Annotated in this window: 15 protein-coding genes; 10 read left to right on the top strand and 5 right to left on the bottom strand. The window is 70.1% G+C overall.

Translation table 11 applies throughout. The features are described from left to right. Window positions 1–77: 77 nt before the first annotated feature. On the top strand, window positions 78–1,424 hold the full coding sequence (locus NRF20_RS20950; RefSeq protein WP_413753074.1) for an MDR family MFS transporter: 1,347 nt from the start codon (window positions 78–80) through the stop codon (window positions 1,422–1,424). Window positions 1,425–1,853: 429 nt separating this feature from the next. Here NRF20_RS20950 and phoU read toward each other — a convergent pair whose 3' ends face one another. Then, window positions 1,854–2,531, bottom strand: a complete 678-nt coding sequence (gene phoU / locus NRF20_RS20945; RefSeq protein ID WP_398630092.1) for a phosphate signaling complex protein PhoU — start codon at window positions 2,529–2,531, stop codon at window positions 1,854–1,856. 196 nt (window positions 2,532–2,727) lie between these two features. Between phoU and NRF20_RS20940 the strand changes: the two genes are divergently transcribed. Both NRF20_RS20940 and NRF20_RS20935 read left to right on the top strand, forming a co-directional pair. After that, the gene (locus NRF20_RS20940) at window positions 2,728–4,002 is read left to right on the top strand and encodes a sensor histidine kinase (RefSeq protein ID WP_398630093.1); all 1,275 of its coding nucleotides are present in this window, start codon (window positions 2,728–2,730) and stop codon (window positions 4,000–4,002) included. Further along, a complete protein-coding gene (locus NRF20_RS20935) occupies window positions 3,999–4,679 on the top strand; it encodes a response regulator transcription factor (protein WP_030977814.1) in 681 nt (226 codons plus the stop codon). Before NRF20_RS20940 ends, NRF20_RS20935 begins: the two co-directional genes overlap by 4 nt. An 83-nt stretch (window positions 4,680–4,762) precedes the next feature. On the opposite strand, the gene NRF20_RS20930 is transcribed toward NRF20_RS20935, so the two are convergent. Then, entirely contained in the window at window positions 4,763–5,425 is a 663-nt protein-coding gene (locus tag NRF20_RS20930; RefSeq protein ID WP_413753073.1) for a DUF461 domain-containing protein, read from the bottom strand. A 618-nt stretch (window positions 5,426–6,043) separates the two neighbouring features. On the opposite strand from NRF20_RS20930, the gene NRF20_RS20925 reads away from it, so the two are divergent. The 7 genes from NRF20_RS20925 to NRF20_RS20895 all read left to right on the top strand — a co-directional run bounded on the left by NRF20_RS20925 (window position 6,044) and on the right by NRF20_RS20895 (window position 12,913). After that, entirely contained in the window at window positions 6,044–6,526 is a 483-nt protein-coding gene (locus tag NRF20_RS20925) for a CarD family transcriptional regulator (protein ID WP_006380568.1), read from the top strand. Between the two features lie 334 nt (window positions 6,527–6,860). Next, window positions 6,861–7,607, top strand: coding sequence for a 2-C-methyl-D-erythritol 4-phosphate cytidylyltransferase (gene ispD / locus NRF20_RS20920; RefSeq protein WP_398630094.1), 747 nt, complete (start codon window positions 6,861–6,863; stop codon window positions 7,605–7,607). Further along, window positions 7,597–8,100 carry a 2-C-methyl-D-erythritol 2,4-cyclodiphosphate synthase gene (gene ispF, locus NRF20_RS20915; RefSeq protein ID WP_398630095.1) on the top strand — a complete coding sequence of 168 codons (504 nt, stop codon included), beginning with the start codon at window positions 7,597–7,599 and terminating at the stop codon, window positions 8,098–8,100. Before ispD ends, ispF begins: the two co-directional genes overlap by 11 nt. Before the next feature lie 144 nt (window positions 8,101–8,244). Further along, window positions 8,245–8,649, top strand: a complete 405-nt coding sequence (locus NRF20_RS20910) for a PPOX class F420-dependent oxidoreductase (RefSeq protein ID WP_398630096.1) — start codon at window positions 8,245–8,247, stop codon at window positions 8,647–8,649. Window positions 8,650–8,730: 81 nt separating this feature from the next. After that, on the top strand, window positions 8,731–10,134 hold the full coding sequence (gene cysS / locus NRF20_RS20905; protein ID WP_383973253.1) for a cysteine--tRNA ligase: 1,404 nt from the start codon (window positions 8,731–8,733) through the stop codon (window positions 10,132–10,134). An 81-nt stretch (window positions 10,135–10,215) separates the two neighbouring features. Next, the gene (gene rlmB / locus NRF20_RS20900; RefSeq protein ID WP_266359276.1) at window positions 10,216–11,172 is read left to right on the top strand and encodes a 23S rRNA (guanosine(2251)-2'-O)-methyltransferase RlmB; all 957 of its coding nucleotides are present in this window, start codon (window positions 10,216–10,218) and stop codon (window positions 11,170–11,172) included. Window positions 11,173–11,287: 115 nt separating this feature from the next. Beyond that, a complete protein-coding gene (locus NRF20_RS20895; RefSeq protein WP_413753072.1) occupies window positions 11,288–12,913 on the top strand; it encodes a DoxX family membrane protein in 1,626 nt (541 codons plus the stop codon). A gap of 84 nt (window positions 12,914–12,997) precedes the next feature. On the opposite strand, the gene NRF20_RS20890 is transcribed toward NRF20_RS20895, so the two are convergent. The 3 genes from NRF20_RS20890 to NRF20_RS20880 all read right to left on the bottom strand — a co-directional run bounded on the left by NRF20_RS20890 (window position 12,998) and on the right by NRF20_RS20880 (window position 15,518). After that, entirely contained in the window at window positions 12,998–13,708 is a 711-nt protein-coding gene (locus tag NRF20_RS20890) for a nucleotidyltransferase family protein (RefSeq protein ID WP_266359272.1), read from the bottom strand. Window positions 13,709–13,742: 34 nt separating this feature from the next. Beyond that, a complete protein-coding gene (locus NRF20_RS20885) occupies window positions 13,743–14,156 on the bottom strand; it encodes a hypothetical protein (RefSeq protein ID WP_266359270.1) in 414 nt (137 codons plus the stop codon). 225 nt (window positions 14,157–14,381) lie between these two features. Further along, a complete protein-coding gene (locus NRF20_RS20880; RefSeq protein WP_266359268.1) occupies window positions 14,382–15,518 on the bottom strand; it encodes an ABC transporter ATP-binding protein in 1,137 nt (378 codons plus the stop codon). Window positions 15,519–15,600: the final 82 nt, after the last annotated feature.

Genomic DNA, 15,600 nt, shown 5'->3' with positions numbered 1-15,600 from the left:
GGGATTCGTAATGTTCGGATGGCCGACGGGCCTCTTACCGGCGGTGTCCGTTCCGTGCTTCCCTGGGGGGATTCCGTATGTCTGTCGCCGGTCTCAGACGGGCCGCACGCGAATCCGTGTCCGGTCTCCCCAGGGAGTTCTGGTGGCTGTGGACCAGCACGCTGGTCAACCGCCTCGGGGCGTTCGTCGCCACCTTCATGGCGCTCTACCTGACCCTGGACCGGGGCTACTCCGCCTCGTACGCCGGTCTGGTCGCCGCGCTGCACGGGCTCGGCGGGGTCGTCTCCTCGCTCGGGGCGGGAGTGATGACCGACCGGCTGGGCCGCCGGCCCACCATGCTCATCGCGCAGACCTCGACCGCCGTGTCCGTGGCCGTGCTCGGGTTCATGGTCCATCCGGTGGCGATCGCGGCCGTCGCCTTCGTCGTCGGCATGGCCAGCAACGCCTCGCGGCCCGCTGTGCAGGCCATGATGGCCGACATCGTCCGGCCCGAGGACCGGGTACGGGCCTTCTCGCTCAACTACTGGGCGATCAATCTCGGCTTCGCCGTCTCGTCGGCCGGGGCGGGGTTCGTCGCCGAGTACAGCTACCTCGCCGGGTTCCTCGGCGAGGCCGCGATGACGCTCGTCTGCGCCTTCGTCGTCTTCATGAAGGTGCCCGAGTCACGGCCGGAGAAGTCCGCGCCGGCCGGGCGTGCGGTCACCGGCGCCGACGAGGTCCGGCTCTCCACCGTGCTGCGCGACGGGCGGTTCATGAGCGTCGTCGGGCTGTCCTTCGTCATCGCCCTGATCTTCCAGCAGGGGTACGTGGGGCTGCCGGTGGCCATGGGGGCGGACGGGTTCTCCAGCTCCGACTTCGGCACTGCCGTCGCCGTCAACGGTGTGCTGATCGTGGTGCTCCAGATCCCGGTCACCCGCTTCATCCAGCACCGCGATCCGCGCCGGCTGCTCATCGTGTCGTCGCTGCTGGCGGGGTACGGATTCGGGCTCACCGCGTTCGCCGGTTCGGTCGCCGTGTACGCGTTGACCATCTGCGTCTGGACGGTCGCCGAGATCGTCAACTCGCCCGTCCAGACCGGTCTGGTGGTCCGGCTCTCGCCCGCTCAGGGCCGTGGCCGCTACCAGGGCATGTACACGATGTCCTGGTCCGCGGCGGCGCTGGTCGCACCGCTGATGTCGGGTGTGGTGATCGACCGGTTCGGGGCGCAGTGGCTGTGGGGGACGTGTGCGGTCCTGGGTACCGGGGCCGCGCTCGGGTACGGGCTGCTGATGCGGAATCTGCCGGGGGACGACGGGGCGGTCTCCGACGGCAGCCGGGGGGCGGAGAGCGGCCGGACGGTGACGGGAAGTGGCCGGGATGCGGGGGACGTCGTCCCGGTCGGTCCCGGGGCCGACGCCGATGCCGGGCCCGGGCCTTCCGTCTAGGGGACACGCGGACGCCGCCCGGCGCCGCACCGGCACATGAAGGGCGCCCCGCGCGGAGTAGTCCGCTCCGCGCGGGGCGCCTTTCCGGCTCCGTACAGGCCCGCCGGTCAGCCGGAGCAGCCACCGCACTGGCACGGGGCCCCGGACTGACATCCGCATCCGCAGCCCGAGCCGCAGCCGCAGGCGCCGAGCACGGTCAGGTGCACCACTTCAGCGGGTGCCTCCTGCTGGGGGGCGGTCGTGGGGGAATCGGCCATGGTTCCTCCTCATTGCGCACGACAGGGCCGTACGCCACGACGACGCGCGTACGACCGGGGCGTACGGACAAGGCGTGCCGCCCCACCCCATTGCATGCCCAACCGGGCGGGCGCATCAACGGCGCACACGCGCAGAGACACATGTGCGACGGGAATGCGACGGCGTACGCCGCTACGCGCCCTCCACCGATGTCTGCTGCTGGATCTCGTCGGCGTGCTCGCCCGTCACCAGGTAGACCACACGCTTGGCGACCGACACCGCGTGGTCGGCGAAACGCTCGTAGTAGCGGCCGAGCAGCGTCACGTCGACGGCCGTCTCGATGCCGTGCTTCCAGCGGTCGTCCATCAGGTGCTGGAACAGCGTGCGGTGCAGCAGGTCCATCTCGTCGTCGTCCTGCTCCAGCTGGAGCGCCAGATCGACGTCCTTGGTGATGATCACCTCGGCCGCCTTGGCCATCAGGCGCTGCGCCAGCTGCCCCATCTCCAGAATGGTGGCGTGCAGGTCGTGCGGCACCGCCGATTCCGGGAACCGCAGCCGGGCCAGCTTGGCGACATGCTGGGCGAGGTCGCCCGAGCGCTCCAGGTCGGCGCTCATCCGCAGCGAGGTGACCACGATCCGCAGATCCGTCGCCACGGGCTGCTGGCGCGCGAGCAGGGCGATGGCCCGCGCCTCCAGGTCGTGCTGGAGGTCGTCGACCTTCTGGTCCGCGGCGATCACGCTCTCCGCGAGCTTGAGATCGGCATCGAGCATGGACGTCGTCGCCCGGCCGATCGCCGACCCGACGAGCCGGGCCATCTCGACCAGTCCCTCGCCGATCGAGTCGAGTTCCTCGTGGTACGCGTCACGCATGGAAGTCCCTCTCCAGTCCTCACTTAGGCCGGGGCCAGGTATGAACCCCACGCTGCCACCATGGGCGGTGTACGCGTCGGCTTCCGGCCGCCCAAGTGAACCAACCCTTGCTCCTCGGTGAACTCTGGGCGACGAGTGTTCGGATCCGCACTCGGATGGCTGGGAGAGTCCTCCCGGACCCGCATAACCTTGACGTATGGACGTGAACGCGGCAGTCGCCGCAGCTGCGGCGATCGGCGGTGCGTGTACCGGCGTGATCGCCATGCTGGCGTTCCGCTGGAGCGAGCGCGACCAGAAGAAGCCGACGCGCACCTCCCTGCGGCCCGACAGCAATGCCCCCCTGCCTCCGGGGGTGGACACGGTCCTGTCCGTGCTCAGCTCCTCCGCGGTCGTGCTCGACGAGAGCGACAGCGTGGTCAAGGCCAGCTCCGCCGCCTATGCGCTGGGCCTGGTCAGGGGCGGGCGGCTCGCCGTCGACGCGATGCTGAACATGGCCAGGGACACCCGCCGGGACGGTGAGATACGGCAGGTCGAACTGGACCTCCCCAGGCGCGGTACGGGCCGTGGCGAGGCCCTCGCGGTCTCCGCCCGGGTCGCCCCGCTGGGCTCCCGTCTGGTGCTCCTGCTGGTCGAGGACCTCACCGAGGCCCGCCGCATAGAAGCGGTACGGCGCGACTTCGTCGCCAACGTCAGCCATGAACTCAAGACCCCGGTCGGCGCACTCTCGCTGCTCTCCGAGGCCGTGATGGACGCTTCCGACGACCCGGAGGCGGTGGAGCGGTTCGCGGGGCGGATGCAGATCGAGGCGACCCGGCTGACCAACCTCGTACAGGAGATCATCGACCTCTCCCGGGTGCAGAACGACGACCCGCTGGAGGACGCCGAGCCGGTCCGGGTGGACGAGCTGGTGGCCGAGGCCATCGACCGCTGCCGCCAGCAGGCCGGCTCGAAGCAGATCACCATGGCAGCGGGCGGCACCGCGGAGCTCCGTATCTGGGGCAACCGCGGCCAGCTCGCAGCGGCGCTCGGCAACCTCGTCGAGAACGCCGTCAACTACAGCCCCGCCCGTACCCGAGTGGGCATCGCCGCCAGGCGACTGTCCGTACCCGGCGGGGACCAGATCGAGATAGCCGTGACCGACCAGGGCATCGGTATCTCGGAGAAGGACCGCGAGCGGGTCTTCGAACGCTTCTACCGCGTCGACCCGGCCCGCTCACGGGCCACCGGTGGCACCGGCCTCGGCCTCGCCATCGTCAAGCACGTGGCCGCCTCGCACGACGGGGAGGTCACGGTCTGGAGCTCGGAGGGCCAAGGCTCCACCTTCACCCTGAGGCTGCCCGAAGCGGGCTCCGTACGGGAACGGGACCGCAGCTCGGGCGGACCGCTCATCGTCAACGGCGACGAGGGCCCCTACGGACCAGCTCACCCCGACACCCTTGAACCATTCCCTGCCCCGGAGGTCCTTCCGTGACCCGAGTGCTTGTCGTCGAGGATGAGGAATCCTTCAGCGACGCCCTGTCCTACATGCTCCGCAAGGAGGGCTTCGAGGTCGCCATCGCGGCCACGGGCCCGGACGGGCTTGACGAGTTCGAGCGCAACGGCGCCGACCTCGTGCTGCTCGACCTGATGCTGCCGGGCCTGCCCGGTACGGAGGTCTGCCGTCAGCTGCGCAGCAGGTCCAACGTCCCCGTGATCATGGTCACGGCCAAGGACAGCGAGATCGACAAGGTCGTCGGCCTGGAAATAGGAGCCGACGACTACGTCACCAAGCCGTTCTCCTCGCGGGAGCTCGTCGCCCGCATCCGCGCGGTGCTGCGCCGCCGCGGCGAGCCGGAGGAGGTCACGCCGGCCGCGCTGGAGGCGGGCCCGGTCCGGATGGACGTGGACCGCCACGTCGTCACGGTCTCCGGCGGCAAGGTCGACCTCCCGCTCAAGGAGTTCGACCTGCTGGAGATGCTGCTGCGCAACGCAGGCCGGGTCCTGACCCGCATGCAGCTGATCGACCGGGTCTGGGGCGCGGACTACGTGGGCGACACCAAGACCCTCGACGTCCACGTCAAGCGCCTGCGCGCCAAGATCGAGCCCGACCCGGGTGCACCGCGCTTCCTGGTGACGGTGCGGGGCCTGGGGTACAAGTTCGAGCCGTAAACCGGCCCGTATGCGACGGCGGAGGGCGCTTCCTCTCGGGGGAGCGCCCTCCGCCGTCCGCGTACCCGCGTACCCGCGTACGGTCAGTCGGTCTGCGTCGAGGCGGACGCGGCGTCGCTCGGGGCGACCGTGTCGCTCTCGGAATCCGACGCGCCCGGGGCCCCCGCGGCCGGCGAGGCGGCACCGGACGGCGTGGTGGAGGTCTCGGGCGTCTGCGCCGGCGCCACCGGCAGCGAGCTCGGGCCGAAGCCCTGGAAGTAGCTGGTCGCCGGCACCACGAACGCGCCGAGCGAGATCTCACCGGTCGAGCTGAACTTGAAGACGACGGGCTGCACATTGCCGGCCTGCGCGGCCTCGCGGCTGTTCTCGATCACGGCGGACGCATTGCCCTCGCCGCCGAGAACCACCCTGCCGCCGGCCGGGACCACGACCGGTCCGGCGCCCTTGGCGGCGTGCAGCTTCACCGCGGCGCTCGTACCCGGCAGGGTGACGGAGTCCAGGGTCTGCTGCTTGGTGCCCTTGTTGAACAGCGTCGCGGAGACGACGGCCGGGCCCTCGGCGTTGCGCTCGGGCTGGGTGATGACGTTCGCGTTCTGGATGCTGATGTCACCGGAGGCGGCGGCAGCAGTGTCCGGCCTGATCTTGAGCGTCGCTGCGTCATTGCCCGCACCGCACGCGGTGAGCGAGGCGATCGAGAACACGATGGCTGTGGCGGCGAGAGCGCCGTGTCGAAGGCTGCGGCTCACGGCGGCGGCAACTCCTTGATCGTTCGGACTGCGGACGGGTGGGGCGGGCGACGTAAAGCCGCCCTAAGGGTGTGTCAGCGGCCTTAGGCTACCGAGCCGCCCGTCCCGCCCCGCACCCGACCCGCCCCTTCGCGCACCGGCACTTCCCGGGGCCGGTGCCGTCCGGGGCCCGCGCCCGGCCGAGGTTTGCGGACCGGCGCATCCCGAAACCGGTCGACACGCGCCGCTCACATATTGCCGTTGATCAATTCATGGAGCGTGGCGCATTCCGCGCGTATAACTGATCGCATCGGTGGTGGATCAATTCCATTGATCCACCACACTTACATCCGTACGGGTGATCGATGTCCGAACGGAGTACGGAAAGTTCATCATCCGGAATCCGGCAAAACGGGACGTTCGACCACTTTGAAGAGGGGTTCGGATGTGTGTAACGTGCGCGTTTCGCCTCGCCCGCACAGCCGCTCCGACCTGCGGATACCGTCTCCCGTGAGCCTTCCGCAGCACGTTCGTGTCGCTGTTGTCAAGCCCCGAGATATGCCCTGACCTGCGAAAACGCCATTCAGGAGAAGCTGTTCTCGTGTTACCCTTGATAGCCACGGAAGGGGTACCTGTCACATGACGTTCAAGGTTGGCGACACCGTGGTCTATCCCCATCACGGGGCCGCGCTGATCGAGGCTATCGAAACTCGCCAGATCAAAGGCGTGGACAAGACCTACTTGGTGCTCAAGGTCGCCCAGGGCGACTTGACGGTTCGTGTGCCGGCGGACAATGCGGAGTTCGTGGGTGTGCGCGACGTGGTCGGGCAGGAGGGGCTGGACCGGGTCTTCGAGGTGCTGCGTGCACCGTATGCCGAAGAGCCGACGAACTGGTCCCGGCGCTACAAGGCAAATCTGGAGAAGCTCGCCTCCGGCGATGTCATCAAGGTCGCCGAAGTCGTTCGCGACCTGTGGCGTCGTGAGCGTGAGCGTGGACTCTCCGCAGGCGAGAAGCGCATGCTCGCCAAGGCTCGCCAGATTCTGGTGAGCGAGCTCGCTCTCGCGGAGAACACGAACGAAGACAAGGCCGAGGCTCTGCTCGACGAGGTACTCGCGTCCTGAACCGGCTTGTGCCGGTCGTAAAGAAATGTGCCGCGGTGCCCGCTGACAACCGTATTCACGGTATGTCGTCGGGCGCTGCGGCATGTCCGGATTCGGTCGCGACGTGTCTGGATTACGTTCTGACTCACCGATGCGTTGGCTTCATCGGTGATCCCCCCGATACGTTGCTCGCGATCTTGTGTAGCCGATCCCGAGCGACCGGTGCGGCTTGTCCGACTTCGACCGGGTGTCACGGAAAGGGCCCGGCCGAGTCATGGCGTGGCGCCCGGCTCGCTTGTGGCCATACCCATGTCGGCTGTGGAAACAAACATGCCGAAGCTTCGGAGTGCAACCGATGTCTGATCAATCGCGTCCGTACCGCACCGCCGCCGTGATTCCCGCGGCCGGCCGCGGCGTACGGCTCGGCCCGGGCGCCCCCAAGGCGCTCCGCGCGCTGGGCGGGACGCCCATGCTCATCCACGCGGTACGGGCCATGGCGGCGTCCCGTTCCGTGTCCCTGGTCGTTGTCGTCGCGCCGCCGGACGGCGCCGCCGAGGTCAAGAACCTGCTCGACGAGCACGCCCTGCCCGAGCGCACCGACTACCTCGTCGTGCCCGGCGGCGAGACCCGGCAGGAGTCGGTGCGGCTCGGTCTCGACGCCCTGCCCGAGGGTGTCTGTGTCGTCCTCGTCCACGACGCGGCGCGCCCGCTGGTGCCCGTCGACACCGTGGACGCGGTGATCGAGGCGGTACGGGACGGGGCGCCCGCTGTCGTCCCCGCGCTGCCGCTCGCCGACACCGTCAAAGAGGTCGAGCCCGGTCCGCCGGGGGAGCCGGAGCCGGTCCTCGGCACGCCCGTGCGGGCCAGACTGCGTGCCGTACAGACTCCGCAGGGCTTCGACCGCGACACGCTCGTACGCGCGCACAAGACGGTCGCCGTCAGCGGCGAGGGCGCCACGGACGACGCGGGCATGGTGGAGCGGCTCGGGGCGCCTGTCGTGGTCGTACCCGGGCACGAAGAGGCGTTCAAGGTGACCCGGCCGCTGGATCTGGTGCTGGCCGAGGCGGTACTCGCACGCAGGAGGGCGAACGATGGCTTCTGAGGAACGGACCGGGCCCGTGATCCCGCTCGTCGGGATCGGTACGGACATCCACGCCTTCGAAGAGGGCCGCGAGCTGTGGTGCGCGGGACTGCTGTGGGAGGGCGAGGGGCCCGGCCTGGCGGGGCACTCCGACGCCGATGTCGTCGCGCACGCCGCGTGCAACGCGCTCTTCTCGGCCGCCGGGCTCGGCGACCTCGGGCAGCACTTCGGCACGGGGCGGCCCGAGTGGTCCGGCGCCGCAGGAATCACTCTGTTGACCGAGGCGGCGCGGATCGTACGGGCCGAGGGCTTCGAGATCGGCAATGTCGCCGTTCAGGTGGTCGGCGTACGGCCGAAGATCGGCAAGCGGCGCGACGAGGCGCAGAAGGTGCTGTCGGCCGCCGTGGGGGCGCCCGTCTCGCTTTCCGCCGCCACCTCGGACGGGCTCGGCTTCACCGGGCGGGCCGAGGGCCTCGCGGGGATCGCGACCGCACTGGTCTACCGCACGGGCTGATCTGCCGGCGGGTGGGGGGCCGGGCCCTCGCGCCGGTCCCCGTGCCCCCGAGGTCCACGAACGCAGGAACGGGAAGCAGGAGCGGCGGCGCGGGGTTGGGGTACGGGTAGAGGCATCATCGACCCCGCTTGGAGGACGTACACCATGACCGCCGCACTCTCCGCAGAACTCAAGGCGCTTCTCGACACGCCCGTCTTCGTCACCGTCGCCACCGTCCAGCCCGACGGCGGCCCCCAGGTCTCCCCGGTCTGGGTGAAGCGCGACGGCGACGATCTGCTCATCTCCACGACGGTCGGCCGCCGCAAGGAGAAGAACCTGAGCCGCGACCCGCGGGTCTCCGTCGTCGTGCAGCCCTTCGACGCGCCGTACACGTACGCCGAGATCCGCGGCACCGCCACGCTCACCACCGAGGGCGGTCAGGAGCTCATCGACGAGCTGTCGGTGAAGTACACCGGCAAGAAGTACGCGGAATTCAACCCCGAGTCCGGCGCCGACGACGAGCGCGTGGTCGTCCGGATCACCCCGCGAAAGGTCGTCGGACGCATCTAGGCACACCTGGCCGGCACGAACTTTTCCCCGCGATCCCCAAGGGGGCGCGGGGCACTGGTGCGCGCCCACTACCCTTGAGGCGTGACTATTCGCCTGTACGACACCAGCGCCCGGCAGATCCGTGACTTCGTACCGCTCACAGCGGGCTGTGTCTCGATCTACCTCTGTGGCGCGACTGTCCAGGCCGCCCCGCACATCGGGCACATCCGGTCCGGGCTGAACTTCGACATCATGCGCCGCTGGTTCGAGTACCGCGGCTACGACGTCACGTTCATCCGGAACGTCACCGACATCGACGACAAGATCATCGCGAAGTCCGCCGAGCAGGGCCGCCCGTGGTGGGCCATCGGGTACGAGAACGAGCGGGCGTTCAACGCCGGCTACGACGCGCTCGGCTGCCTCCCGGTCACGTACGAACCCCGCGCGACCGGCCACATCACCGAGATGATCGAGATGATGCGGGGCCTGATCGAACGCGGCCACGCCTACGCGGCCGACGGCAACGTCTACTTCGACGTGCGCTCCTTCCCCGGCTACCTGGAGCTCTCCAATCAGGACCTGGACGATCTGCGCCAGCCGTCCGGCGACGGCGAGACCGGCAAGCGCGACCAGCGCGACTTCGCGATGTGGAAGGCGTCCAAGCCCGGCGAGCCGAGCTGGGAGACCCCGTGGGGCCGCGGCCGGCCCGGCTGGCACCTGGAGTGCTCCGCCATGGCGCACAAGTACCTCGGCACCGCCTTCGACATCCACGGCGGCGGCATCGACCTGATCTTCCCGCACCACGAGAACGAGATCGCCCAGGCCAAGGCGTACGGCGACGATTTCGCGAAGTACTGGGTGCACAACGGCTGGGTCACCATGTCCGGCGAGAAGATGTCGAAGTCGCTCGGCAACTCCGTGCTGGTCAGCGAGATGGTCAAGCAGTGGCGTCCGATCGTGCTGCGCTACTACCTCGGCACCCCGCACTACCGGTCGATGATCGAGTACAGCGAGGAGGCCCTGCGCGAGGCCGAGTCCGCGTTCGCGCGGATCGAGGGCTTCGTGCAGCGCGTCGTCGAGAAGGCGGGCGGTGAGGTCGCCGCGGCCCCCGAGGTCCCGCCGGCGTTCGCCGAGGCGATGGACGACGACCTGGGCGTCCCGCAGGCGCTCGCGATCGTCCACACCACGGTCCGCCAGGGCAACTCCGCACTCGCCGCCGACGACAAGGAAGCCGCCGTCGCCCGGCTCGCGGAGGTCCGCGCGATGCTCGGCGTCCTCGGCCTCGATCCGCTCGACGAACACTGGGCGGGCGAGAGCGACCGCGGCGACGATCTGCACGGGGTCGTCGACACGCTCGTACGCCTCGTCCTGGACCAGCGCCAGTCGGCCCGCGAGCGCAAGGACTGGCCGGCCGCCGACGCCATCCGCGATCAGCTCAACCAGTCCGGACTCGTCATCGAGGACAGCCCGACCGGGCCACGGTGGACACTCGGCCCGCGCCAGTAGTCCTCACCATGTGCCGCCCGGCGATCCGGGCGGCACACTTTCATTACGTACGCACGTCTGAAGCAACGAAACAGGTAGGTCATGGCCGGGAACAGCCAGCGCAGGAACCGCCGCACGTCCAACAAGAAGGGCATGCAGGTCGGCAGCGGTGGCCAGCGACGCCGTGGTCTCGAAGGCAAGGGACCGACGCCGCCCGCCTCCGCCCGTAAGGGACACAAGAAGAACCGGGTGGCGAACGCCCAGGCCAAGCAGGCCGCGGCCCGCCGTCCCGCGCCGCGGCGCGGCGGCGCCAAGGGAACGTCCGAGATGGTCGTCGGCCGCAACCCGGTCTACGAGGCCCTGCGCGACGGCGTCCCGGCGACGACCCTGTACGTCCAGCAGTACATCGACAACGACGAGCGGGTCCGCGAGGCGCTCCAGCTCGCCGGCGAGCGCGGCAACATCAACCTGATGGAGGCCCCGCGCCCCGAGCTGGACAGGATGACGAACGGCCTGAACCACCAGGGCCTCGTCCTCCAGGTCCCGCCGTACGAGTACGCGCACCCGGAGGACCTCACCGCCGCCGCGTACGACAAGGGCGAGGACCCGCTGATCGTCGCCCTCGACGGCGTCACCGACCCGCGCAACCTGGGTGCGATCGTCCGCTCCGTCTCCGCGTTCGGCGGCCACGGCGTGGTCGTGCCGGAGCGGCGCGCGGCCGGGATGACGGCGGGCGCCTGGAAGTCCTCGGCAGGCACGGCGGCCCGTACGCCGGTCTCCCGGGTGACGAACCTGACCCGGGCCCTGGAGGGCTACCAGAAGGCCGGCATCACGGTCGTCGGCCTCGCCGCGGACGGTGAGCACACCGTCGAGGACCTGGAGGCCCTCGCCGGCCCCGTCGTCATCGTCATCGGCAGCGAGGGCAAGGGCCTGGGCCGCCTCGTCGGCGAGACCTGCGACTACCGGGTCCGCATCTCGATGCCGGGCGGCGCGGAGTCGCTGAACGCGGGTGTCGCGGCCGGGATCGTCCTGTACGAGGTTGCGCGGCGCCGGGGCTGAAAGTGCACCCGGCCGGGGGGCGGCCGACCGGGGCGCCCCTGCCGGAACCCATTGACGGGTCTCGGACACATCGGGCCCGTCAAGGCAGTGTCCTAAACACACATCACTCGGTTAGATGAGTGTGGACACCAGAACGCCTCGGTTCGACGAACAACCCGCCCTGAGCATGGCCAAGGTGGACTGCGACCCTGCGCAGGTCATCGTCAACCACGCCAGCTTCCGGGTGCGGCTCGCCCCTGCCCAGCGCCCGCGGCTGCGCGGTCTGGCCCCCGCCGGCGCGCCCAGGATCCCCGCCATGAGCGGCTCCGCCGGAGCTGTGCGCGGCAGGCGCTCGCCCGTCGTGTGGAGCGGCCGGTCCGCCCCCGGCGACCCCGGCGCCACCGGACTCCTCCAGGCCGTACGGAACTCCACCGCGGGCCGCCCGGCCACCGCGTACGACGCCTACACCGGCCACGAGTTCGACGGCGGGCTCGGTGCGGGCGGCACCCAGGTCATCGAGCGCCTCGAAGACACCCAGCCCAACCCCGTCATCACCGCGCCCCAGCAGCCGGGCCGCCACGGCAGCGGCCCCCTGCTGCCGCCCATGCGCCGGGCGGTCGGCGCCTACGACCCCGTCGACACCGGGCCGTACGGCCGTGAGGCGTACGACGGGGGCGAGGACGAGTACGACGACATCACCGAGGCCCGGGGGCGGCGCCACAGCGGCGATTCCGTACGGCACGCGTACTACCCCGGGCGCCGGATGAACCTCGGTGTCGTGCTGCTGCCCATGCGTGTGTTCCTCGGCTTCATCTCCATCTACGCCGGCATGGGCAAGCTGTGCGACCCCGTCTACTTCGACGGCGGCGAGCGCGGCTCCATGGTCAAGTGGCTGACCTCGCTGCACCCCTGGGGGCTGGCCGAGCCACTGCGCGACTTCGCGCTCTCGCACCCGGTGGGCGCCGGACTCACCGTTGCCTTCCTCCAGGTCGTCGTCGGCGTCCTCACCGTCCTCGGTCTCTGGCAGCGCGTCGCCGCCTCCGTCGGCGCTCTCCTCTCCGCCGCCCTGCTGGTCACCGTCACCTGGCGCACCGTCGCCGTCTACGACGCGCCCGACATCATCTACCTCGCCGCCTGGAGCCCGCTGATCATCGCGGGCGCCCCCGTCTACTCCGTCGACGGACAGCTCGCAGGTGAGGCCTGGCGCAGGCTCGGCCCGCGCTCGGCGATCTGGGACCTCCGCCGCCGGGTGCTGCGCCGGGGTGCCGTCGTCGCCACCGTCGTCGTCGGCCTCACCCTTCTCGTGGGCTCCATGCTCGGCGGCGCTGTCCGCTCCTCCGAGGTCGTCACCGTGCCCGGTCCGGGCGACCCGACCAACCAGCTCCCCGGCTCTCCGCTCCCGCAGGAGTCCGGTAGCGGCCGGGCCTCCCACACGGCCGACGGGCGGCGCCCCTCGCCCTCCCGCAGCAGCGCCTCCACCACCCCGTCCAACAAGGCGTCCACGCCCGCTGCAGAAGCCGCCCGCGAGTCCGGCCAGGCGGGTGCCGGTGCCGGACAGCCCAGCCAGACCCAGGGCACCGCCCAGCAACCCCCGCAGCAGACGACCCCGCAGCAGCCGCCGTCCAGCAGCTCCGGCCCGAGCTCCTCCGGCTCCACCGGCACCGGCGGCGGTTCCACGGGCGGCGGCTCGGACAGCGGCGGCGGCTCCACCGGCGGAGCGTCCGGCGGCGGGCAGAACCCCATCGGCGGTCTGCTCGGCTGAGACACCCGGACCGCAGCAGACGAAGGGGCGGTCGCCGGAACGAACCGGTGACCGCCCCTTCGCGTACTCCGCCGCTGTTGTTCGCTACTGCCCGTCGAGCTCCTTGGCGGCCTCGGTCAGGTCCTTCGCCGTGTCGATGGCCCGCCAGTACGCCCCGTGCGGCAGCGGGTACCCGGCCAGCCTGCGCTCGCGGGCCAGCCGTGGGAACGTCGTCCGCTCATGGTCGCCCCGTTCCGGCAGGAGCGTCGTGAACGTCGGCGAGAAGACGTACACACCGGCGTTGATCAGGTACGGCGACGGCGGCGACTCGATGAAGTCGGTGATGTGCCCGAACGCGTCCGTCTCCACGGCACCCCACGGGATACGGGGACGGGCCAGGGCCAGTGTGGCGGTCGCATCGCGCTCGGCGTGGAACGCGGCCATCTCGCGCAGGGAGAAGCGCGTCCAGATGTCGCCATTGGTGGCGTACCAGGGCTGTTCCGGATCGGGCAGCCGGGCGGCGGCGTACTTCAGCCCGCCGCCACGGCCCAGAGGCTCGGACTCCACGACGGTCGTCACGCGCAGCGGCAGCACTGCCGAGTCCAGCCACTCCTGCAGCACTTCGGCCAGATGACCGCACGACACCACGGCGTCGGTCACGCCCTCGGCGGCCAGCCAGGACAGCTGATGGCCGATGATCGGAGTCCCGGTGCCCGGGATCTCGACCATCGGCTTGGGGCGGTCATCGGTGTACGGGCGCAGCCGCGATCCCTGGCCACCCGCCAGGACCACGGCCTGCGTCGGATACGTATGCATGTCAGGCACGATATGCGGTGCCCGGACCGGCGGGTCAGCTGAACTGTGCGACGCCCGAGGCGAACGACGTGTCGCAGACGGGGCGCGAGAACCGGTGGGCGCGCGTCGGACCGTACTGCTCGACCGCGGCGCGGCCCAGCGCCTTCGCGATCGACATGCAGTGCCGGGCGAGCGAGGGGCGGCCCTCGACGGAACGCTGCAGGTCCGTCAGCGCGACACCCGGGTCCTTCTCCCGAAGCTCCACGAGCAGCCGGTCACGGAGGATGTCCTGCGGGGTGCGCGCCTTGGCACGCTTCGAAAGATTGTGAGCCGATGCGGTCAGGACCTGCGACTCGGAATTGTGCGCTGCCCACGGCACGCTGGTGACGGCGAGAGTCCCGGAGAGGACCATCACGACGGGCAGTACGAAAGCGAGGGTTCGGCCGATGCGGCGCGCTGTGTGGGTCACGCAGCGAGCGTAGCGGGCAGTGATGATTTGGCGACATTTCGTCACCCTTGAGGGGGATGGTTCGAGGATGCTTTTCGAATCGTGTGTTGACGGGCCGCGGTGAAATGACCGGTGTGCCGGGGATTTCGGCGCTGTACGGATCCAAACCCAAACACGCCCCACGGCGCGCGAACGGCCCCGCACGGAGAACGTGCGGGGCCGGCTGCGGTGCGGGTGCGGGGGGCGTCAGTCGGTGAGACGCGCACCCGTCGAGGTCGAGAAGACGTGCAGCTCGTCCGGGCGCGGCACGACGTGCAGCTTGGTGCCCTTCTCCGGAACGGCGCGGCCACCGACGCGGACGACCAGGTCCTTGTCCTCGCCGCCGACCCGCGCGGAGCCGTAGACGAAGCCGTCGGCGCCGAGCTCCTCGACGACGTTGACCGAGACGGCCAGGCCGGCCGGGGCGTCGGCGCTGTCCTTGGTGAGCGACTTGGCGGCGGCGCCACCGTGCTCGACGATGTCGAAGTGCTCGGGGCGGATGCCGACCGTGACGGTCGTGTCGCCCTTGTCCGCGGCGGCGGAGAGCGCCTCGCGGGAGACCGGGACGACGCTGTTGCCGAACTTCACACCGCCGTCGGTGATCGGGACCTCGACCAGGTTCATGGCCGGGGAGCCGATGAAGCCGGCCACGAAGAGGTTCGCCGGCTTGTCGTACATGTTGCGCGGCGAGTCGACCTGCTGGAGCAGACCGTCCTTGAGGACCGCGACACGGTCACCCATGGTCAGGGCCTCGACCTGGTCGTGCGTGACGTACACGGTCGTGATGCCCAGACGGCGCTGGAGCGAGGCGATCTGCGTACGGGTGGAGACGCGGAGCTTGGCGTCGAGGTTCGACAGCGGCTCGTCCATGAGGAAGACCTGCGGCTCACGCACGATGGCGCGGCCCATCGCGACACGCTGACGCTGACCACCGGAGAGTGCCTTCGGCTTGCGGTCCAGGTACTCGGTGAGGTCCAGCATCTTGGCGGCCTCTTCGACCTTTGCCCGGATCTCGGTCTTGTTGACACCGGCGATCTTGAGCGCGAAGCCCATGTTGTCCGCGACGCTCATGTGCGGGTAGAGCGCGTAGTTCTGGAACACCATGGCGATGTCCCGGTCCTTCGGGGGCAGGTGCGTGACGTCGCGGTCGCCGATGCGGATCGCGCCGCCGTTGACGTCCTCAAGACCCGCGAGCATGCGCAGGGAGGTCGACTTGCCACAACCGGAAGGACCGACGAGGACGAGGAACTCGCCGTCCGCGATGTCGATCTCGAGCTGGTCCACGGCCGGCTTGGTGGAGCCGGGGTAGACGCGGGACGCCTTGTCGAACGTGACACTGGCCATGCTGAATCTTCTCCTTCACCGGCAGGAACGTGCCGGACGATCCGAGTAAGGGAGTGGTCTGGTCCACTTGGGTGAATCCTCA

The sequence above is a fragment of the Streptomyces sp. R-74717 genome, assembly GCF_047305335.1.
GTDB lineage: Bacteria > Actinomycetota > Actinomycetes > Streptomycetales > Streptomycetaceae > Streptomyces > Streptomyces atratus.
Note: the sequence above shows the minus strand (reverse complement) of the source record. Positions and strands in the feature narration are given on the sequence as shown.